18 protein-coding genes and 2 pseudogenes are annotated in these 18,139 nt (G+C 59.9%); 6 read left to right on the top strand and 14 right to left on the bottom strand.

Features of this window, described 5'->3' with window-relative positions:
* Nucleotides 1-1,896, bottom strand: coding sequence for a cytochrome c/FTR1 family iron permease (locus ACKZ62_RS00485; protein ID WP_032884334.1), 1,896 nt, complete (start codon nucleotides 1,894-1,896; stop codon nucleotides 1-3).
* A 218-nt stretch (nucleotides 1,897-2,114) separates the two neighbouring features.
* Between ACKZ62_RS00485 and ACKZ62_RS00480 the strand changes: the two are divergent.
* A pseudogene (locus ACKZ62_RS00480) lies at nucleotides 2,115-2,412 on the top strand (penicillin-binding protein activator LpoB); the annotation flags it as partial.
* A 143-nt stretch (nucleotides 2,413-2,555) separates the two neighbouring features.
* Here ACKZ62_RS00480 and ACKZ62_RS00475 read toward each other — a convergent pair.
* The 3 genes from ACKZ62_RS00475 to ACKZ62_RS00465 form a co-directional block, all read right to left on the bottom strand.
* Nucleotides 2,556-3,188 carry a LysE family transporter gene (locus ACKZ62_RS00475; RefSeq protein WP_032884337.1) on the bottom strand — a complete coding sequence of 211 codons (633 nt, stop codon included), beginning with the start codon at nucleotides 3,186-3,188 and terminating at the stop codon, nucleotides 2,556-2,558.
* Between the two features lie 91 nt (nucleotides 3,189-3,279).
* Nucleotides 3,280-3,852 carry a mechanosensitive ion channel family protein gene (locus tag ACKZ62_RS00470; RefSeq protein ID WP_032884339.1) on the bottom strand — a complete coding sequence of 191 codons (573 nt, stop codon included), beginning with the start codon at nucleotides 3,850-3,852 and terminating at the stop codon, nucleotides 3,280-3,282.
* Complete coding sequence (locus tag ACKZ62_RS00465; RefSeq protein ID WP_032884341.1) at nucleotides 3,852-5,762, bottom strand: ATP-binding cassette domain-containing protein; 1,911 nt, start codon at nucleotides 5,760-5,762, stop codon at nucleotides 3,852-3,854. Before ACKZ62_RS00465 ends, ACKZ62_RS00470 begins: the two co-directional genes overlap by 1 nt.
* A 50-nt stretch (nucleotides 5,763-5,812) precedes the next feature.
* On the opposite strand from ACKZ62_RS00465, the gene ACKZ62_RS00460 reads away from it, so the two are divergent.
* Nucleotides 5,813-6,280: a TIGR02444 family protein gene (locus ACKZ62_RS00460; protein WP_447096203.1), complete on the top strand. Its 468-nt coding sequence runs from the start codon at nucleotides 5,813-5,815 to the stop codon at nucleotides 6,278-6,280.
* Here ACKZ62_RS00460 and ACKZ62_RS00455 read toward each other — a convergent pair.
* Complete coding sequence (locus tag ACKZ62_RS00455) at nucleotides 6,277-7,404, bottom strand: AlgP family protein (protein WP_179179755.1); 1,128 nt, start codon at nucleotides 7,402-7,404, stop codon at nucleotides 6,277-6,279. The genes ACKZ62_RS00460 and ACKZ62_RS00455 overlap by 4 nt on opposite strands.
* A 192-nt stretch (nucleotides 7,405-7,596) precedes the next feature.
* On the opposite strand from ACKZ62_RS00455, the gene ACKZ62_RS00450 reads away from it, so the two are divergent.
* Nucleotides 7,597-8,274, top strand: a complete 678-nt coding sequence (locus ACKZ62_RS00450) for an FKBP-type peptidyl-prolyl cis-trans isomerase (protein WP_447096202.1) — start codon at nucleotides 7,597-7,599, stop codon at nucleotides 8,272-8,274.
* 54 nt (nucleotides 8,275-8,328) lie between these two features.
* Here ACKZ62_RS00450 and ACKZ62_RS00445 read toward each other — a convergent pair whose 3' ends face one another.
* The 8 genes and pseudogenes from ACKZ62_RS00445 to ACKZ62_RS00410 form a co-directional block, all read right to left on the bottom strand.
* Complete coding sequence (locus tag ACKZ62_RS00445; protein WP_032884346.1) at nucleotides 8,329-8,787, bottom strand: Rsd/AlgQ family anti-sigma factor; 459 nt, start codon at nucleotides 8,785-8,787, stop codon at nucleotides 8,329-8,331.
* Between the two features lie 213 nt (nucleotides 8,788-9,000).
* Nucleotides 9,001-9,522 (bottom strand): disulfide bond formation protein B, encoded by a 522-nt coding sequence (locus ACKZ62_RS00440; protein WP_095185188.1) that lies wholly within the window; start codon nucleotides 9,520-9,522, stop codon nucleotides 9,001-9,003.
* 237 nt (nucleotides 9,523-9,759) lie between these two features.
* A complete protein-coding gene (locus tag ACKZ62_RS00435; RefSeq protein ID WP_447096201.1) occupies nucleotides 9,760-11,001 on the bottom strand; it encodes a heme biosynthesis protein HemY in 1,242 nt (413 codons plus the stop codon).
* A gap of 5 nt (nucleotides 11,002-11,006) precedes the next feature.
* Entirely contained in the window at nucleotides 11,007-12,122 is a 1,116-nt protein-coding gene (locus ACKZ62_RS00430) for a uroporphyrinogen-III C-methyltransferase (RefSeq protein ID WP_447096200.1), read from the bottom strand.
* An 18-nt stretch (nucleotides 12,123-12,140) separates the two neighbouring features.
* Nucleotides 12,141-12,902 (bottom strand): uroporphyrinogen-III synthase, encoded by a 762-nt coding sequence (locus tag ACKZ62_RS00425; RefSeq protein WP_122756246.1) that lies wholly within the window; start codon nucleotides 12,900-12,902, stop codon nucleotides 12,141-12,143.
* Nucleotides 12,899-13,840, bottom strand: a complete 942-nt coding sequence (gene hemC / locus ACKZ62_RS00420) for a hydroxymethylbilane synthase (RefSeq protein ID WP_447096199.1) — start codon at nucleotides 13,838-13,840, stop codon at nucleotides 12,899-12,901. Before hemC ends, ACKZ62_RS00425 begins: the two co-directional genes overlap by 4 nt.
* Before the next feature lie 138 nt (nucleotides 13,841-13,978).
* On the bottom strand, nucleotides 13,979-14,725 hold the full coding sequence (locus tag ACKZ62_RS00415) for a LytR/AlgR family response regulator transcription factor (RefSeq protein ID WP_032884353.1): 747 nt from the start codon (nucleotides 14,723-14,725) through the stop codon (nucleotides 13,979-13,981).
* Nucleotides 14,722-14,838, bottom strand: a pseudogene (locus ACKZ62_RS00410) (sensor histidine kinase); the annotation flags it as partial. The gene ACKZ62_RS00415 and the pseudogene ACKZ62_RS00410, both read right to left, overlap by 4 nt.
* A 390-nt stretch (nucleotides 14,839-15,228) precedes the next feature.
* Here ACKZ62_RS00410 and argH point away from each other — a divergent pair.
* Complete coding sequence (gene argH / locus ACKZ62_RS00405) at nucleotides 15,229-16,623, top strand: argininosuccinate lyase (protein WP_032884354.1); 1,395 nt, start codon at nucleotides 15,229-15,231, stop codon at nucleotides 16,621-16,623.
* Nucleotides 16,624-16,659: 36 nt separating this feature from the next.
* Here the strand turns inward: argH and ACKZ62_RS00400 are convergent, their stop codons facing one another.
* The gene (locus tag ACKZ62_RS00400; protein ID WP_095185191.1) at nucleotides 16,660-17,319 is read right to left on the bottom strand and encodes a glutathione S-transferase family protein; all 660 of its coding nucleotides are present in this window, start codon (nucleotides 17,317-17,319) and stop codon (nucleotides 16,660-16,662) included.
* Between the two features lie 125 nt (nucleotides 17,320-17,444).
* Between ACKZ62_RS00400 and ACKZ62_RS00395 the strand changes: the two genes are divergently transcribed.
* Together ACKZ62_RS00395 and ACKZ62_RS00390 are read left to right on the top strand one after the other, a co-directional pair.
* Nucleotides 17,445-17,729: a hypothetical protein gene (locus ACKZ62_RS00395; protein ID WP_032884356.1), complete on the top strand. Its 285-nt coding sequence runs from the start codon at nucleotides 17,445-17,447 to the stop codon at nucleotides 17,727-17,729.
* Between the two features lie 95 nt (nucleotides 17,730-17,824).
* Complete coding sequence (locus tag ACKZ62_RS00390) at nucleotides 17,825-18,079, top strand: TIGR02647 family protein (protein WP_003195403.1); 255 nt, start codon at nucleotides 17,825-17,827, stop codon at nucleotides 18,077-18,079.
* The last annotated feature ends 60 nt before the right edge of the window (nucleotides 18,080-18,139 follow it).

Genomic DNA, 18,139 nt, shown 5'->3' with positions numbered 1-18,139 from the left:
TCAAGCCGTCACGCGGCGTTTTTCGGCCAAACGACTGCGACCATACAGCACCACAATCGCCAGGATCGCTAAGGCCTGGGCGCTCAACGAATACGCGTCGGCGTGGATACCCAGCCAGTCGAAATCAAAGAATGCCACTGGCCGCGTGCCGAATATGCCGGCTTCCTGCAACGCCTTGACGCCATGTCCGGCGAACACCACCGACAGCGCGCACAGTAGCGCCGCGTTGATGCCGAAGAACAGCGCCAGCGGCAACCTCGCCGAACCGCGCAGGATTACCCAAGCCAGGCCCACCAGCAGCACCAGCGCCGTTGCACCGCCCGCCAGCACAGCGTTGTGCCCGGCCGGGCCGGCTTGAAGCCACAGGGTTTCGTAGAACAGGATTACTTCGAACAACTCGCGGTATACCGAGAAGAACGCCAGCACCGCGAAACCAAAACGCCCACCACCGCCCACCAAGCTGCTCTTGATGTAGTCCTGCCACGCCGCTGCATGGCGGCGATCATGCATCCAGACGCCCAGCCACAGCACCATGACACTGGCGAACAGGGCCGTGCAGCCTTCAAGCAATTCGCGCTGGGCCCCACTGACATCAATGACATACGCCGCCAATGCCCAGGTGGCCAAGCCCGCCAGCAACGCCAGGCCCCAGCCGACGTTAACGCTACGCACCGCCGATTGCTGGCCGGTGTTACGCAGGAAGGCAAGGATCGCTGCCAGCACCAAAATTGCTTCCAGGCCTTCGCGCAGCAGGATCAGCAGGCCTGAGATGTAGCTCAACGACCAACTCAAACCGTCGCTGCCCAGCAAACCGGCGGATTCGGTGAGCTTGCCCTTGGCCACGTCCAGGCGCTGCTGCACCTGCTCAATCGGCAAGCCATCCTGCAACGACTGACGGTAGGCCATCAGGGCCTTCTCGGTATCTTTGCGCACGTTAGCATCGACGTTATCCAGGGAGCTTTCCACCAGCTCGAAACCTTCCAGATAAGCCGCTACGGACAGGTCGTAGGCTTGTTCGTGGTCGCCATTACGGAACGCGGCGAGGCTCTTGTCCAAGGTCGTTGCGGTGTAGTCGAGCAACTGGGCCGGGCCACGCTTGACCTGCGGTGGTTGCGCACGCTGGGCGCGGAAGGTTGCGGCAGCGGCCGGGCCGTCTGCGGCCAACACTTCGTTGGGGGTTCGACGAGCCAGATCGGCGAGGTTGAAGGGCTGCTCACTTTTTGCCGCAGCCGGGTCAGCGGTGAAGCCAGCGATGTAGGTCGCCAGGTCCCAGCGCTGACGGTCGTCCAACTGATCGGCAAAGGACGGCATATCAGTGCCTTCGACGCCCAGGCCCAGGGTGTTATAGATCGCGTAGAGGCTCAGACGATCCAGGCGCGCGGCATCCCGCAGGTTGGCAGGCGGCGGTGTGAGGCCCACGCCCGCCGGGCCATCACCGGCGCCGGCAGTGCCGTGGCACACCGAGCAATGCTGGGCATAGAGCGGTGCACCGCGCGTCGGGTCGGGCGTGATGGCCGGGGCCTGACTGACTTCATAAGCGACGGCCAACTTGGCGCCCAACTGACGGGCCTGCCGGGCGACGGTCGCGCCATCCTCATGCGCGTTGACAGCTGACAGTAATTCATCAACGCCCTTTACCAGCTCGGCACGCTCGGGTCTTTGCGGCAAGTCCGCCACCAACCCCTGCAACACCCCGAGAAACTCCACCTGCTCGCGAAATTCCGAATCATCCACTACCTTGCCCGCCTCCACCGTCGGCGGGTAGTCAGCGCCAATGTAGTCCAGCAAATGCAGGGCTTGTGGCGCGCCTTCGGCAGTTGCCGCCAACAGGTTGGAGCTGCACGACATCAACGCCGGCAACATCAGCCAGGCGAGAAAACGGAAGGGGGCAGTCATGAACGAATCTCAAAGGGAAATACGAAGTAACACATTGTTAAGGCTTATCCGGTTTGACTCAAGGTGTAAGTGATGGGGTGCGGATAAGGACCCTGGATTTTTGCAGTCGAATAGTGGCACTTCGGCATGGCTTACCCATATGGGCTCCAAATCGGTTCACTCAAACAGGTAACAGCTATTAACCGGTAGGGACGATTTCGCGAGGATCTGGCCATGCTCTGGAGAACTCCCACAGCCACTCAACCGTACTGGGCCTGACGCTGGTGGAGGATTTCAGCCGGTCAACACACGCACCCTTGAGATCACCTCGGCATTTACCACCACGGTGAAGGCCAGGACACCAAGCTGGTGAACAGCCGCAATGTGCGCGTTAGCCTGAACCGCCCGAATGGGATGAAAGAAGTGGCAAAGGCACTCGGAGAGGATGTGGAGCAATTGGGTGGTGGGCATCAAGCGCCCAACCTACCGGTGTTGCGTAATAACGTGCCTAGGAATGAAGCGCCGGAGACTTTGCGCAGAGCGGTGATCCTCTGGGCGACACAAACCCAATGTGAGAGGGGGCTTGCTCCCGATAGCAGTGTCTCAGTCAGTTTAGCTGTAGCCGAGACACCGCCATCGGGAGCAAGCCCCCTCCCACACTTTTGACCCCGTTTCTTCAGTTATGCCGTGGCGCGGTGCAAGCTGGCCAGGAAACCCGCAGCCCCAACGAACAATCCGGCAAACGTGCGGTTAACACGTTTTTGCTGCTTAGGCGTACGCAACAGCCGCAGCACTTTTGACGCCAATCCCGTATATCCCGCCATCACGATCATATCGACGCTGATCATCGTCGCGCCCAGGATCAGATACTGGATCAGCAAAGGCGCCTGCGGGTTCACGAACTGCGGCAGTACCGCCAACATGAACACAAGGGCTTTTGGATTGCTGGCGTTGACCAGAAAGCCACGGAACATCATCGCCATCGGCTTGCCGATCGGACGTGGCGCCGCGTCATCGGTCATGTCCATGGGCAAGGCGCGCCATTGCTTGATAGCCAGGTACACCAGGTACGCCACACCAAACCATTTGATCGCATAGAACGCGGTCGACGACGCCGCCAGAATGGCACCCAAGCCGCCCGCCACCACAGCAATCTGCATCGCCAGGCCCAATTGCAGGCCAATGGCATTCCAATAACCGCGCACGAAACCATATTGCAGGCCGCTGGACATCGAAGCGATGGCACCGGCGCCAGGGGAAAGGGAGATGATCCAACTGGCCAGGAAAAAGGCCAGCCACGTATCGAGTGCCATTGCACACCTCGGGAGAGAGTCAGCGATTGTTGTGCCTAAAGCTAACTCCGCCGACCAGAGGCTGGCTATAGATTTTTACGCGCGGTGAATGCTAGCGGTCACCAGGAAACACATGGGTGCCTGGCCAGCGTCGTACAGAGCGTTGGAAGAATAGGCTGTTTGGGACCTGCACCATCGCGCTGTCGGTGCCGGCTTCCGCCACTTCGATCAGCGTGGTGTAGAGCAGATTGATTGCCACCACACGGCCTTTCACCCCCGGCTTGTCGACCGTATCCACCAGCTCGACGATGTCACCAATGCGGAACGGCCCAACGGTGAAGATTAAGATCGCGCACAGCAGGTTCGACAGCACCGACCACATCGCGAAGAACGCTACGGCGGCAACCGCAACAAACCCCGACAGCGCCGTCCACAACACCGTGGCGGACACGCCCAGGCGACCCAGCACGAAGATCAGCGCACTGCCCATGATCAGCCAGCGCAAGCCACCGCGCAGCGGCATCAACAGTTGCGGCGGAAACGGGTAGCGCTCACCCAAACGGGTCAGGCCTTTGGCAACGAAACGCTGGGCGAGGTATGCGCCCAGCAGGATCAGCAGGATTTGTACGCCGATCCACGCGGGCTCGACCCATTGCGTGGGTATCGGCAACTGCAACGCCTCCATCAGGACAGCGCCTCCAGCTCCGCTTGCAGGGTTTCAAGCAGTTCGAGGGCTTCCATCCAGGTTTCCTCCAACTGCCCTTCACGGACCTTGAGCTTGGCCTGCTCGGCCAGCAGGTCACGCAGCTCGTCCTTGCGGGCCGCCTCGTATACAGCGCTGTCGCCCAAACTGGCTTCGATCTTGGCCAGGCGCTCGTGAACCTTGCCCAGCTCGGCTTCGAGCTTGTCGGCTTCGCGCTTATGCGGCGCCAACTGTTGGCGCAATGCAGCAGCAGCCTGACGTTGAGCCTTCTTGTCAGTCTTATCCGGGTTAACCGGTGTGTTGCTGACCGGCGCGTTACGCAGACGGTAATCCGTCAGCCAGCGTGCGTAGTCATCGAGGTCGCCGTCGAACTCTTCGACTTTGCCATCTGCGACCAGCAGGAAGTTATCGGTGGTGCTCTTGAGCAAGTGGCGATCGTGAGACACCACCAGCACCGCACCGCTGAACTCCTGCAGGGCCATGGTCAGCGCCAGGCGCATTTCCAGGTCCAGGTGGTTGGTGGGTTCATCGAGCAGCAGCAGGTTTGGGCGGTCCCAGGCGATCAGCGCCAAGGCCAGGCGGGCTTTTTCGCCACCGGAGAAGTTCAGCACCGGCTCATCGATACGCGCGCCACGGAAGTCGAAACCACCTAGGAAATCACGCAGGGTTTGCTCGCGCTCAGTCGGCGCCAGGCGTTGCAGGTGCAGCAACGGACTTGCCTTGGAATCGAGAGAGTCCAACTGATGCTGGGCGAAGTAGCCCACCACCAGGTTCTCACCACGAGTCAGGCGGCCGGCCAAAGGTTGCAGTTCGCCCGAGAGGTTCTTGATCAGGGTCGACTTGCCCGCGCCGTTGGGGCCGAGCAAACCGATGCGCGCGCCTGGCGTGAGCTGCAGTTTGACCTTTTCCAGGATGGTTTTTTCGCCATAACCCAGGCGAGCATCCGAGAGGTCCAACAAGGGACTGGAGATCTTCACCGACTCGCGGAACACAAAGTCGAATGGCGAGTCGACGTGGGCCGCCGACAGTTCTTCCATGCGCTCCAACGCCTTGATCCGGCTTTGGGCCTGACGGGCCTTGGTGGCCTGGGCCTTGAACCGTGCGATGTAGCTTTCCATGTGCGCACGCTGCGCCTGCTGTTTCTCGAACGCCTGCTGCTGCTGGGCCAGGCGCTCGGCACGCGCACGTTCGAACGCGGTGTAGCCGCCACGGTAGAGGGTGATCTTCTTCTGTTCGACGTGGGCGATGTTGTCGACCACAGCATCGAGGAAATCCCGGTCGTGGGAAATCAGCAGCAAGGTGCCCTGGTAGCTCTTGAGGAAGTCTTCCAGCCACAGGATCGCATCGAGGTCCAAGTGGTTGGTTGGTTCGTCGAGCAGCAACAGGTCCGAGGGGCACATCAGCGCCTGGGCCAAGTTAAGGCGCATGCGCCAGCCACCGGAAAAGTCGGCGACCGGCCGGTCCATCTGCTCGTTGGTGAAGCCAAGGCCGGCAAGCATCTTGCGGGCGCGGGCGTCGGCGGTGTAGCCGTCGGCGCTGTCGAGTTCCGCGTGCAGGCGGGCCTGTGCGGCGCCATCCTGGGCTTTCTCGGCCTCGGCCAGGTCGTGTTGCACCTGGCGCAGACGCAGGTCGCCATCGAGCACGTAGTCGATCGCGATGCGGTCCAGGGTGTCGATCTCCTGGCGCATATGGGCGATGCGCCAGTCGGCGGGCAGCAAGCAGTCCCCGGAATCCGGGGTCAGCTCACCCAGCAACAGGGCAAACAACGTGGATTTGCCGGCGCCGTTGGCACCGATCAGGCCGGCTTTGTGACCGGCGTGCAGGGTCAGCTCGGCGTCTTCGAGAAGACGTTGCGGGCCACGCTGTAATGTTAGGCTTTGAAGTCGGATCATAATGGCGGCGGAGTCTACCAGCTTCGTTGCCCGCTGGCTTGGGTGTGAATATGTGCGCTGACCTGTGGAGCTTTGCCCTCTCGACTTACGCCCGTCCGGGCGTGGAAGCCGCTTGTCTGCGCTTGCAGGAACAAGGAGCGGATGTGTGCCTGCTGCTGTGTGGGGCATGGCTGGAACATCGTGGCGTGGCGCTGACCTGCGAGCGCATTCAAGCGTTAACACAGATAGCCGGGCCGTGGCAGAAGCAAGTCATCGAGCCCTTGCGACAAGTGCGCGTGCAATGGCAGACGTTGGCACAGCAGGACGAACAGCTGGCGGCGTTACGGGAGCGGGTCAAAGCCCTGGAGTTGGAGGCGGAGCGCGGGCTACTGACACGCCTGGAGGCGCTGGCGCAGAACTGGATGAGCGCAGAGGTGAGCGGGGGTCAGAAATGGCTTGAAGGACTGGGGGCTGAGGCGGCCAACAACCTTGACCACGACGCGCTGCAACACTTGCGCGCCGTGGCCACCGGCACTTAGGAAGCGCTGGTTGGGGTGGTGTTCGATGCTGCCGGTGCAGGAGTGCTGCTGGCCGGTGCTGTTGGAGCGGTGGAGGCTGTCGGGGCGGTTGCAGTTGTTGCTGGTTTTGCAGCAGCAGGGTTAACAGCTGGTTTTGCAGCTGGTTTTGCAGCGGCAGGCTTAGCAGCTGGTTTGGCGGCTGGCTTTGCAGCAGCAGTCTTGGCAGCTGGCTTGGCGGCTGGTTTTGCAGCAGCAGTCTTGGCAGCTGGCTTGGCGGCTGGTTTTGCAGCAGCAGTCTTAGCAACTGGCTTGGCGGCTGGTTTTGCAGCAGCAGTCTTAGCAACTGGCTTGGCGGCTGGCTTTGCAGCAGCAGTCTTAGCAGCTGGCTTGGCGGCTGGTTTTGCAGCAGCAGTCTTAGCAACTGGCTTGGCGGCTGGTTTTGCAGCAGCAGTCTTAGCAGCTGGCTTGGCGGCTGGTTTTGCAGCAGCAGTCTTAGCAACTGGCTTGGCGGCTGGTTTTGCAGCAGCAGTCTTAGCAGCTGGCTTGGCGGCTGGTTTTGCAGCAGTCTTAGCAGCTGGCTTGGCGGCTGGTTTTGCAGCAGCGGTCTTAGCAGCTGGCTTGGCGGCTGGTTTTGCAGCAGCAGTCTTAGCAGCTGGCTTAGCGGCTGGTTTTGCAGCAGCAGCCTTAGCAGCTGGCTTGGCGGCGGCTTTGGCGGGTGCCTTCGCTGCAACTGCTTTTGCAGGTGTACGAGCGCCCAGCACTTTCGCCACGGCTTCTTTAACACGACCAACGCCCTGGGCCAATTTCAGGCTTTCCTGAGCATCTTTCTTGAGTTGGGAAATGTACGCGCGCGTTTCAGCTTGGCGATCCTTGAGGGCGTCCAGCAGGTCCTCAAGTTCTTTGACAGCGTCTTTGGCTTTGGCTTGTGCCTTGGCCTTGCCGGCGGTGGCGGCGTCTTGCAGTTTGGTACGGGATTTATGCAGCTTTTCTTGCGCCTTACCGCGTTGTTTTTCCAACTTGGCGAGCAGTTTTTCTGCATCGGCCAACGCTTGGGAACACGCGCTTTCCAGATGTTCGAGCAGGCTGCTCGACAGTTGTTGGAGTAAGTGCAACGGGGTATTAACAGGCTTCTGTTTGGCCGACATGGTTTACCTCCTGGCTGACGTGGGTGCGGCTCATACTAGCCCTCTGCTCTTACCGCCGCTAGGGCATGTTGACAGTATCGTTTGCCTTGCGTTGCACGGTACGAAAATTCTTATCGATATATCGAAAACACGCGACACTTTTTACCCTTTCACACTGGCATAATCCGTCGCACTTTCGGCGGGAGAATGCCCATGTCGCGTTACCTTTTTCTTGTTCTGGGCTTGGCAATTTCCGTAGCCAATGCGGGCGAGCAATCACCCTCCAAAACGGCAGACCAAGAGCAGCACGACCTTGCCTACAGCCTGGGCGCCAGCCTCGGTGAACGCCTGCGCCAGGAAGTGCCGGACCTGCAGATCCAGGCGTTGATCGAGGGCCTCAATCAAGCCTATCAAGGCAAGCCGCTGGCGTTGGATAACAAGCGCATCGAACAGATTCTTGCCCAGCATGAAGCGCAGGCCGAAGCCGACGCCCAAGCACCCAAAAGTGAAAAGTCGCTCGCAGCTGAACAGCAGTTTCTAGCCAAGGAAAAAACGGCAAAAGGGGTGCGCAAATTAGCTGACGGAATCCTGCTCACGGAACTGACACCCGGCAGCGGCAGCAAACCTGGAGCTAATGATCAGGTTCAAGTGAAATACGTTGGGCGGTTACCCGATGGCACAGTCTTCGATCAGAGCACACAGCCCCAGTGGTTTCGCCTGGACAGTGTGATCAGCGGCTGGAGCAGTGCGTTACAACAGATGCCGGTGGGAGCGAAATGGCGCCTGGTGATTCCATCCGCCCAAGCTTACGGTGCCGACGGCGCGGGCGAGTTGATCCCGCCTTACACGCCATTGGTATTCGAGATCGAGTTACTCGGCACTCGCCAATGATCCAATAAAAAACGGTGCGTCATGCGCACCGTTTTTTTAAATCACCGTTGAGGATCAAGCCTGAGTGGCTGGCTCTTCCTTGTGGGCATTGTGCAGCACTTCGATCAAGCAATCTTCCAGTTCGAAGCGCTCATGCAACAGCGCGCCCAACTCCTTGAATTTTTCGGCAACGCAGTTTCCGGCATCACACAGGTCGGTGAACGCCAGCAGCTTCTCGGTGATGACATCAATGCGTGGGTAAATGGTTTCGGCCAAGTCGAGACCACGTTGATCGTCGAAGGCTTCGGCCTCCTTGGTCAGCTGCTCGTAGACGCCGAAGTGGCCGGCCGACACGTAGTCCACCAAGACACCACAGAAATCCTGCAACGGCTCGCGATTCTCACCCAGTGCCTCAGGCTTGGCGCCGAGAGCATCAAAGGCCCGAACCAGTTCGTGACGTGCCTTCAACCAGCTGTCGATCAGCTTGTGCACCCCACCCCAGCGTTCCTGAGCATTCTGACAACTTTCCAGCATGATGATCTCTCTTCCCTATAGGGGCGCTGCCGCCTGATGCCCGCGCAACACTTCAAGGAGTAAGCCGCAGCGGGACAAGGCCGCATCTGACAAGCAAACGGTTTTAATAACGCGTGCGGGCCAGATTATGCCCGCACGACTATGGCTTCAAGGTACGCAGGAGAGAAAGTTCATACAAGTGTTTAATCCCATCCTACAAACCGCGACCTTCGTTCAGCGCCCTACCGGACGCAGGGGACGGCTCAAATACAGCCGTGAAAACTGTATGACACCGAGGACTAGCATGCCCAGGAAGAACAACAGGCTCCATTCGGGAAGGCTCAAGTCGAACAGCGTCCAGCTTATTTCCACACAATCGACGGTACCCTCGACCACCAATCGTAAGGCCTGCCACACCGAGAGGTTATCGATCATGTGGCTCAGGCTGGGCCAGCAATCGGCGGCCTGATCCGGTGCGGCATTTTGCAGCAGCACCTGACGCACAGCGGTAACGGCACCCAACAATGCACATCCCATGCTCGTCAGCCCGTACAGGTAGTAAGTGGATCGACTGGATGAATGGATAGCGGCAACCAGATTGATGAGCGTGAATGCGGCCAGAAAGGCCCGTTGTATCTGGCACAGGAAGCACGGGCGTAACGATGCACCGAACTCAAGATAGAAGGACGCGCCCAACGTCAGCGCACCCGCCATGAACGCAAGAAAAAACAAGGAGCGTGAAGGGGCCAAAGACATGCTTTATCCGCACAGCGAGAGATAGGTCGTTACGGTAGAGGAAAGGCCCGACCCCTTTCAATACGCGACAGAGCAGACAGTTCTGTGAGATCGCAGGGATATCCCGCATAAGTATGAAAGACTTCGAGCATCCCAGTGTAGGAGTTTGCAGTAGAACGCTTAAAACCCAGCATCTGCTGGGCATTGAAGGGCTAACTCTCAGACGTATCTGAGCAAACCCTCCATTCCTTTCCTACATCAAGACCGGGTAGGAACTGGCAGCGGAGAGGCCAGTAAGCGGTTATCCAGCAGACCCAAACCTTCCTGGAACAGTTGGTTGCTGCGCTCGGTATCACCCAACTGGGCCAATAACCGCGCCAGCTCGGCACACGCCTCAGGATTACGCTGCACTTGAAGGCTACTTTCCAGATAATCCCGTGCCTTGCCCCACAGGCTGTTTTGCAAGCACAGACGACCCAACGTCAGCAGCAGGCTGGCATCACTCGGATGATCCTTGAGCCACCCCTCGGCAAACTTCAATTGCCGGGCCTGGTCACCGCCGCGCAGCAGGCCGTACAGGCGAATCAGGTGGCTGTCATAGCCGCGCTTGATAGCACCGCGCAACGCCTCCTCCGCCTTGGCATCGGCGCCCAGCTGGCGCAGTTGCTCGGCGTAAGCCAGCACCAACTGCGGCTCCTGACGCTGAGCCGAAGTGAGTTGCTGCCAGGCCCGCTCAAGGGACTGCAAACCCGCTTCGCCCTGCTCTTCGCGATGAGCAGCCAGGCTCAGGTTCTCGCCCCAGGCACGGCGCTCCAACTCGGCCAGTTCGCTGGCAGGCAGCACTTTGTCCTTGCGCAGCTCCGGCAGCAGTCGGATGACCGAAGACCAGTCGCCTCGCTGCTGGTGCAAACGCTGCAATTGGCGCAATACCTGGGCGTTATGGGGATGACGCTCGTGCATGACCTGCAAGGTCGTCAACGCGCCGTCAGTATCGCCACGGTCCAACTGCAATTGCGCATGGCTCAACGCGACCGCCAACTCCGCTTGGGGCTGACGCTCCAGCGCACGCGCCAGCAAACCGTCGGACTCCTCATACCGACCCTGCTCATTCGCCGCACGGGCCGCGCCCAGGTAGTACAACAAAGGCTGGCGCTCAGCTTCAGCTGCACGATGCAGATGACGCTCAGCGCTGGCCCAGCGGCCTTCAGCGAGGTCCATCTGGCCCTGTTCGATGGCGATCTGCACACGGCGACTGCGGTTACGCCGAGACCACGGGTTGACCACGCCACCGGAGGTGGTCACCAGGCTCAGCAACACGCGAATCAGGTAAATGGCGAGGCCGATGGCAAACACTGCTACCACGGTCGCCCATAGGCTCGACTCGTAATGCAGCACATGAGGATAGGTAATCAGCACATAGCCGGTGTGTTTCGAAATGCCCACAGCGAGTGCCAGGGCGATCGCAACCACCAGCACCAGGATCACATAGAAACGCTTCATCGGCTCTACTCCTGGATCGCCGGCTTGCCAGCCGCCGCCTTAGCTTCGTCAGCAGACACATGACGACGTTCTAGGTACGCCTGCACCGCAGCCAGACTCGCCGCCAGGTCCGGTGTCACTACCGACACAGCTTTTGGCTCAAGCTCGGCGATACGCGCCAGCATCGCCTTGCTCTGCGGATTGTCCTGGTTGAAGTTGTCCTGCAACACGCTGCGCGCCTCGCCCAGCGAACGGCTGTACACCGCCGACTCTCCATTGAGCGCCGCCCATTGCGCCTGCTCCAGCGCCAGACTCAGGGCCAGGCGAACTTGGTTCAGCCCCTGACCGGCGAGCAGTGGTCGAATGTTATCGTCGGGATTGAAGTCGATGCGGAAGTAACGGGAAATCTGCTCCCACCACTGTCTCCAGCGGCTATCCGTATCAGTGCTTGGACGCCCCTGCCCAGAGGGCTCGGTGAGTTGATATTCAGGGGCAATGGCTGCCAACTGCACAACCTGGTCACGCAAGGCTGCCAATTGCAGATAGAGCCCGGTACGGTCCGGCTGCTCGGTACTGCGCAACGCGGCCAGGCTCTTGGCCAATTGTTCTCGCGCAGCGTAGGAACCTGGATCGCTCTGCTCGCGAAGAATCTCGTCGGCACCCTGCACCAGCGCCTGGGCACTGTTGATATCTTGCAGGGCGGACAGCCGCAAGCTCGCCAGACGGATCAGGTGCTCGGCCTCGGCCAGGCGCCAATCTTTCCGGCTGGCCCCCAGCACTGTTTCCAGACGCTGGTTAAGGCGCTGCTGATCACCTTGCAACTGGGCGACCAGACGGCGGCGCTCTTCCAGCTCGTCAGCGCCCGGCAACTGGGCCAAGCGCGTAGCCATTTGCTGCTGACTTTGCTTGAGGGACTGGGATTGGTCATCCAGGGTCTGCACCTGACCCAGCTGCTGCTGGCTGCTGGCTTGCAGGGCGCGGACCTGCCAGATCCCCCAACCTCCGGCAGCAACACCCACGGCGCCAAGCAGCAAGGCGACAACTGCCAGGCCATTGCCACGGCGCGGCGTGGTGACCGGTGACTCAACCGGCGCATCGAGTGCGGGTTGGGTTTCATCTTTAGGCAAGGCTGTTTCGCTCACGTATCCGTCCTTTGCGTATCAGAGAGTGGGAACGGGATGACTCCGTAACGCCACTAACAAAGCCGCGGCACTCGCGCCGCGACAATCCACAACTTTTTCTGCGCCAGCAGCCCGTGCCATCTCGGCGACTCGTGGGCTGGGCACGAACAACGGCAGCTGTGCCACCTGTGGCCAATCGGGGCCGGCCAAGGCTTGCAGGTGCAAAAAACCCTGCCCACTGCTGACCACCAGGCCGTTCAAGCGTTCCAACTGGATGCGTTGCACCAGCACACCGGCGTCATAGGTCGGCAGGAAACGGCGGTACAACTCCAGATAGTCGACACTAGCACCTTGCTCGCGCAAACGCTCCGCCAGCAACTCTCGACCGCCCTCGCCACGCAGAATCAACACCCGTGAATCGCGGCACGCGATAGCCTCGCGCAACGCCGGTAATTGAAGCAAGGCCTCGCTGTCGTCGCCGCTTTGGGGATAGTGAACGTTCAGGCCCTGATCGGACAGTACCTGCGCAGTTCCGGCGCCGACGCTGAACCAAGGCATTTGTGGTTTGGGATGATGAGCCAACTGCTGCAGGGCAAGGCGCGCAGCGGGCTTGCTCACCACGATCACCGCGCAATAGCGATGCAGGTCACGGAAGACAGCCTGTTGCTCGGGCGTGATGGGTAAAGGCTCAGTGTCCAGCAGGGGCAAACTGCTGCTGAAAATGCCGGCTTCAGATAACGACGCCGCCAGGGCGGTCGATTCCTCTGCAGGCCGCGTCAGCAGCACTCGCCACCCACTCACTGCGGACCGGCCTCACCGTAGACTTTTTGCAGAATGGCACCAGCGCCTTTATCCAGGAGCTCTTCAGCGACCTGGATACCCAAGGCCGTGGCATCACGCTGCGGCCCGCGCACTTCGGCCGTTAACAAGGTGCCGCCGTCAGGGTCGCCGACCAGGCCACGCAGCCACAGGCCTTCACCTTCGAGCACGGCGTAGCAAGCAATCGGCACTTGGCAGCCGCCATTGAGGTGCTTGTTCAGAGCTCGCTCGGCTGTGACACGCACTTCGGTATCGTGGTGATCGAGCGGCTTGAGAAGTTCGTGGATTTGGCTGTCGGCGGTGCGACATTCGATGCCCACGGCGCCCTGCCCACCCGCTGGCAAGCTGTCTTCGACGCTGATGGCGGAGGTGATGCGATCTTCGAAACCCAGACGGATCAAACCAGCGGCAGCCAGGATGATCGCGTCATATTCGCCAGCATCCAGCTTAGCCAGGCGAGTGTTGACGTTGCCACGTAGAAAGCGGATCTGCAGGTCTGGACGGCGGGTCAGCAGCTGGGCCTGACGACGTAAGCTGGAGGTGCCGACGATGCTGCCCAGCGGCAGCTCATCCAGGGATGCATAGGTGTTGGAAACGAAGGCATCACGCGGGTCTTCGCGCTCGCAGATGCAAAAAAGGCCCAGGCCTTCGGGAAAGTCCATGGGCACGTCTTTCATCGAGTGCACGGCGATGTCGGCTTCGTTTTCCAGCAGCGCAGTTTCCAGTTCCTTGACGAACAGGCCCTTGCCCCCGATTTTCGACAGTGGCGAGTCAAGCAGCTTGTCGCCGCGACTGACCATGGGCACCAGGGACACCGTGAGGCCGGGATGGGCCTGTTCAAGGCGTGCTTTGACGTATTCGGCCTGCCATAAGGCCAGAGCACTTTTACGGGTGGCGATGCGGATTTCGCGAGAGGACATGGATCAATCCGTACTGAATAGATACGGCAGATAATAACAGCTCAGGCAAATGCGCTTTGATTTGAATCAGCAAGTGCGGGGCCTCCCTGGCCACGTCGCACCGGGATAAGGAATGCAGGCCTCGCTACAGCCCTCGAACTAAAGCTGCTGCATCATTTTGCGCACGCCCGCGACATGGCGTCGACTGACGATCAAAGCATCGCCGTTAAGCCCTTTAAGGAACAACTGGAAGTGTCCCAGAGGTGTGCGTTGAAGACGTTCGATCCGCTCGCGGGCCACCAGCGCATTGCGGTGGATACGCACGAAGCGTTCGCCGAACTCATCCTCAAGGGCCTTGAGCGGCTCATCGAGCAACACTTCGCCAGCCTCATGTCGCAGGGTCACGTACTTGTGATCGGCAATAAAATAAACAACCTGGCTCAGTGGGATCAGCTCAATCCCTTTGCGTGTCCGAGCGCTGATGTGGCTGCGCGGCCCGTTACCACTTTGGGCGGCAGGCTGGGTCAAGGCTGCCAGTTGGGCGCGGTTGGGGCGCTCGGCTTTCTTCATGGCCTTGAGCAAGGCTTCGGCAGTCACTGGTTTAATCACAAAGCTGACGCCACTGGCTTCCAGCGTCTGCTCAGCAAACTCTTCTTGCGCGGCGCATAACACCAGGGCGGGTGGCGATTCTCGCTCGCTCAGCCGGGCGGCGACTTGCAGGCCATCAAGGCCCGGCATGCGGATATCGAGCAACACCAGGTCGGGCTTGAGGCTGTCGATCAGCGTCAACGCCTCCTCCCCGTTGGTGGCACTCGGCTCAAGGACTGTATAACCCTCAAGTTCACTGACCAAGCGGGTCAGTCGCTCGCGGGCTTGGGGTTCGTCATCAACGATCAGGACATTCATATAGCGCTGGATTCCTGCGTGAGTCTCGCACAAGGATAGCGTAGACAGGTGCGGTGACTTGCGTCACAGCGATCCACGCTAAGACTAGCGCGAGCGGCAAAAAGTGCCCTGACAGCGGCACCCATATTTACCCGGACCTGTTCAATAGCGCCCAAGACCTGCTGCCATCGGGCATCGTCGTAGGGTTTGCTGATACACAATCCGAATACCCCCCTTTTAAATGGATAGTCAGGCTCTGACCGCAATACCCGACTTTGGTGCATTCACACACTATCAGTCCAACTGTAGACGCTCACCGGAACGATATTGCGCAATCGTCAAATATCGTTTCGATAAACATCTACCTCCAGTCTCTTCCCGGACGCGTTCGGCGGCAAGGCACTTAGCCATCCTTTACACAAATAAAAATGCCGACGACCCGCAGCACCGCCTCCACGGGCAACCCTGTTATTATCGCCGGCAGACTTCCACGCCTCTTTATTAAGCAGACCACGAGCGAATCCATGAGCACCGACAAGACCAACCAGTCCTGGGGCGGCCGCTTCAGTGAACCCGTCGACGCCTTCGTCGCCCGCTTCACCGCCTCCGTCACCTTCGACCAGCGCCTTTACCGCCACGACATCATGGGCTCCATCGCCCACGCGACGATGCTGGCCAAAGTCGGCGTGCTGACCGACGCCGAGCGCGACAGCATCATTGACGGCCTGACCACCATCCGCGGTGAGATCGAAGCCGGTACGTTCGACTGGCGCGTCGACCTGGAAGACGTGCACATGAATATCGAGGCCCGCCTCACCGACCGTATCGGTGTGACCGGCAAGAAACTGCACACCGGTCGTAGCCGTAACGACCAAGTGGCCACCGATATCCGCCTGTGGCTGCGCGATGAAATCGACCTGATCCTGTCCGAAATAACTCGCCTGCAAAAAGGCCTGCTGGAGCAGGCCGAACGCGAATCGGACACCATCATGCCCGGCTTCACTCACCTGCAAACCGCCCAGCCTGTGACGTTCGGTCACCACCTACTGGCCTGGTTCGAAATGCTCAGCCGCGACTACGAGCGCCTGGTCGATTGCCGCAAGCGCGCCAACCGCATGCCATTGGGCAGCGCCGCGCTGGCTGGCACCACTTACCCGATCGACCGCGAGTACACCGCGCAACTGCTGGGCTTCGACGCTGTGGGCGGCAACTCCCTGGACGGCGTCTCGGACCGTGACTTCGCCATCGAATTCTGCGCCGCCGCCAGCATTGCGATGATGCACCTGTCACGCTTCTCCGAAGAGTTGGTGCTGTGGACCAGCGCGCAATTCCAGTTCATCGACCTCCCGGATCGATTCTGCACCGGCAGCTCGATCATGCCGCAAAAGAAAAACCCCGACGTGCCGGAGCTGGTCCGCGGCAAGAGCGGCCGCGTATTCGGCGCACTGATGGGCCTGCTGACCCTGATGAAAGGCCAGCCGTTGGCCTACAACAAGGACAATCAGGAAGACAAGGAACCGCTGTTCGACGCTGCCGACACCCTGCGCGACTCGCTGCGTGCCTTTGCCGACATGATCCCGGCGATCAAGCCAAAACACGCGATCATGCGTGAAGCGGCCTTGCGCGGTTTCTCCACGGCAACGGACCTGGCGGACTACCTGGTGCGCCGTGGCCTGCCGTTCCGTGACTGCCACGAAATCGTCGGCCACGCAGTGAAATACGGCGTGGAAACCGGCAAAGACCTGGCAGAAATGAGCCTGGAAGAACTGCGCCAGTTCAGCGACCAGATCGAGCAGGATGTGTTCGCCGTACTGACCCTGGAAGGTTCGGTGAATGCGCGTAATCATATCGGCGGCACTGCGCCCGCGCAGGTGAAGGCAGCGGTCGTACGCGGCCAGGCGTTGCTCGCCAGCCGCTAAAAAATGTGGGAGGGGCTTGCCCCCTCCCACACTTGATCACTTTTTGGCCGCAATCATCGCCATAAACGCAGGCATCGCCGCCTCCCGGTCCGCTGCCACCTTTTGGGCGTTGGGCATGGCATGCAATCGCTCCAACAACGCTTTCGCCTTTGGCAACTCAGCCAGCAAATCCAATCCAAACAGCTTCTCGCCCACGCCACAGGCGAGGTTCACGCTGTACATGAAATACAGATCCGCAATCGTAAAACTTTCCCCCGCCACGTAAGGCGCGAACTTGCCGTGCCGACCTAAAGAACCAATCCCCAGCAGCAACTCAGCCTTGGATTTTTCCTTGATCGCCTCCGGCACCGGCATACCGAAAAACGCCTCGGCAAAACACGCGCGGGCGGGCAATTCGATGTACAGCTCGATTTCCCGGCACAGCGCCAGCACTTGGGCACGCTGGAATGGGTCTGCCGGCAACAGCGAAGGGCCTTCCTGGGTTTGCTCGATGTATTCGAGTATCACGCTGGTTTCGTTGATAAACCCCTGCTTTACGCCCAGCGCTGGTACCTTGCCGCGCGGACTGATTGCCAGGGCTTCCGGGGTTTGACCGGCATAGAAAGGTACCTCTTCAAACAGCAGCCCTTTCTCCAACAGCGCCAGTTTCACCATGTTGTAGTAGTTGCTGACCGAAAATCCGTAGAGCTTGAGCATCGCAAAGCCTCCAGGCCGTGTGCGGGGTTGGCTGCAAGAGTTATAGATCTTGGCGCCCAGCCTGACCAGCAGCATCACCTGCCTGAATGGAGGTAGACTGGCGCCCTTTCCTTGAGGAGCCTGCCATGAGCGAGCCGACCGATATCGACAGTGACGAAGAAGAATTCACCGAAAACACCCTGATCGAAGCGATCGAGAACCAGATCGAAAGCGACAATCCCCCCGCCGCCAAGGCGACCTTCAACAAACTGACCCTAGTGGGTTATGAACGCGAAGACATCCTGAATCTTATGGCCCACGTGCTGGCGTTCGAGATCGACGCGATGCTGGACGAGGACCGCGCCTTCAATACCGAATGGTATGAAACCGCGCTGCGGGCGCTGCCTGAGTTGCCGCCTGAAAAGGAATAATCCCGGCACGCAGCAACACGCTGGACAGTTCGGCAAAGTGCGTTCACCTTATGGCCTGCTAGCCTCTAATAAATTTTAGAAAGTCTGGAGTCCTTATGTCGTATACCCCTGAATTGGTTGCCGAACTGGAAATCCTTGTACTCTTCCCCTTGGACAGCACCAAGGAAGGTCTGAAGGTCCATCAGACCGCCGCTCCTACTGCCATCGCCGCTGCCAAGCGCCTCCATGCCAAAGGACTTATCGACCAGCCAGACGGGGGCTATCTGACCAGCCTCGGTCGGGACGCCGCAGAGCAGGCCCAAACCCTGCTGACTATTCTGACCACTGCCAGCACCAAAGAAGCAGCCTGATACCCGATACCGCCCATGGAGTCCGCTCACTGCGGATTCCAAGGGCGTTGCTGTGGGCCA

Source organism: Pseudomonas sivasensis (assembly GCF_052938085.1).
This window is presented reverse-complemented; position numbering and strand designations above follow the sequence as displayed.

Coding starts and splice junctions, on each gene's coding strand:
- ACKZ62_RS00455 (WP_179179755.1), bottom strand. CDS start 7,404: ATGTCGGCCAAACAGAAGCCTGTTAATACCCCGTTGCACTTACTCCAA.
- ACKZ62_RS00445 (WP_032884346.1), bottom strand. CDS start 8,787: ATGCTGGAAAGTTGTCAGAATGCTCAGGAACGCTGGGGTGGGGTGCAC.
- hemC (WP_447096199.1), bottom strand. CDS start 13,840: ATGTCCTCTCGCGAAATCCGCATCGCCACCCGTAAAAGTGCTCTGGCC.
- ACKZ62_RS00450 (WP_447096202.1), top strand. CDS start 7,597: ATGTCGCGTTACCTTTTTCTTGTTCTGGGCTTGGCAATTTCCGTAGCC.
- ACKZ62_RS00465 (WP_032884341.1), bottom strand. CDS start 5,762: ATGATCCGACTTCAAAGCCTAACATTACAGCGTGGCCCGCAACGTCTT.
- ACKZ62_RS00460 (WP_447096203.1), top strand. CDS start 5,813: ATGTGCGCTGACCTGTGGAGCTTTGCCCTCTCGACTTACGCCCGTCCG.
- ACKZ62_RS00415 (WP_032884353.1), bottom strand. CDS start 14,725: ATGAATGTCCTGATCGTTGATGACGAACCCCAAGCCCGCGAGCGACTG.
- ACKZ62_RS00475 (WP_032884337.1), bottom strand. CDS start 3,188: ATGGCACTCGATACGTGGCTGGCCTTTTTCCTGGCCAGTTGGATCATC.
- ACKZ62_RS00390 (WP_003195403.1), top strand. CDS start 17,825: ATGTCGTATACCCCTGAATTGGTTGCCGAACTGGAAATCCTTGTACTC.
- ACKZ62_RS00470 (WP_032884339.1), bottom strand. CDS start 3,852: ATGGAGGCGTTGCAGTTGCCGATACCCACGCAATGGGTCGAGCCCGCG.
- ACKZ62_RS00440 (WP_095185188.1), bottom strand. CDS start 9,522: ATGTCTTTGGCCCCTTCACGCTCCTTGTTTTTTCTTGCGTTCATGGCG.
- ACKZ62_RS00435 (WP_447096201.1), bottom strand. CDS start 11,001: ATGAAGCGTTTCTATGTGATCCTGGTGCTGGTGGTTGCGATCGCCCTG.
- ACKZ62_RS00485 (WP_032884334.1), bottom strand. CDS start 1,896: ATGACTGCCCCCTTCCGTTTTCTCGCCTGGCTGATGTTGCCGGCGTTG.
- ACKZ62_RS00400 (WP_095185191.1), bottom strand. CDS start 17,319: ATGCTCAAGCTCTACGGATTTTCGGTCAGCAACTACTACAACATGGTG.
- ACKZ62_RS00395 (WP_032884356.1), top strand. CDS start 17,445: ATGAGCGAGCCGACCGATATCGACAGTGACGAAGAAGAATTCACCGAA.
- argH (WP_032884354.1), top strand. CDS start 15,229: ATGAGCACCGACAAGACCAACCAGTCCTGGGGCGGCCGCTTCAGTGAA.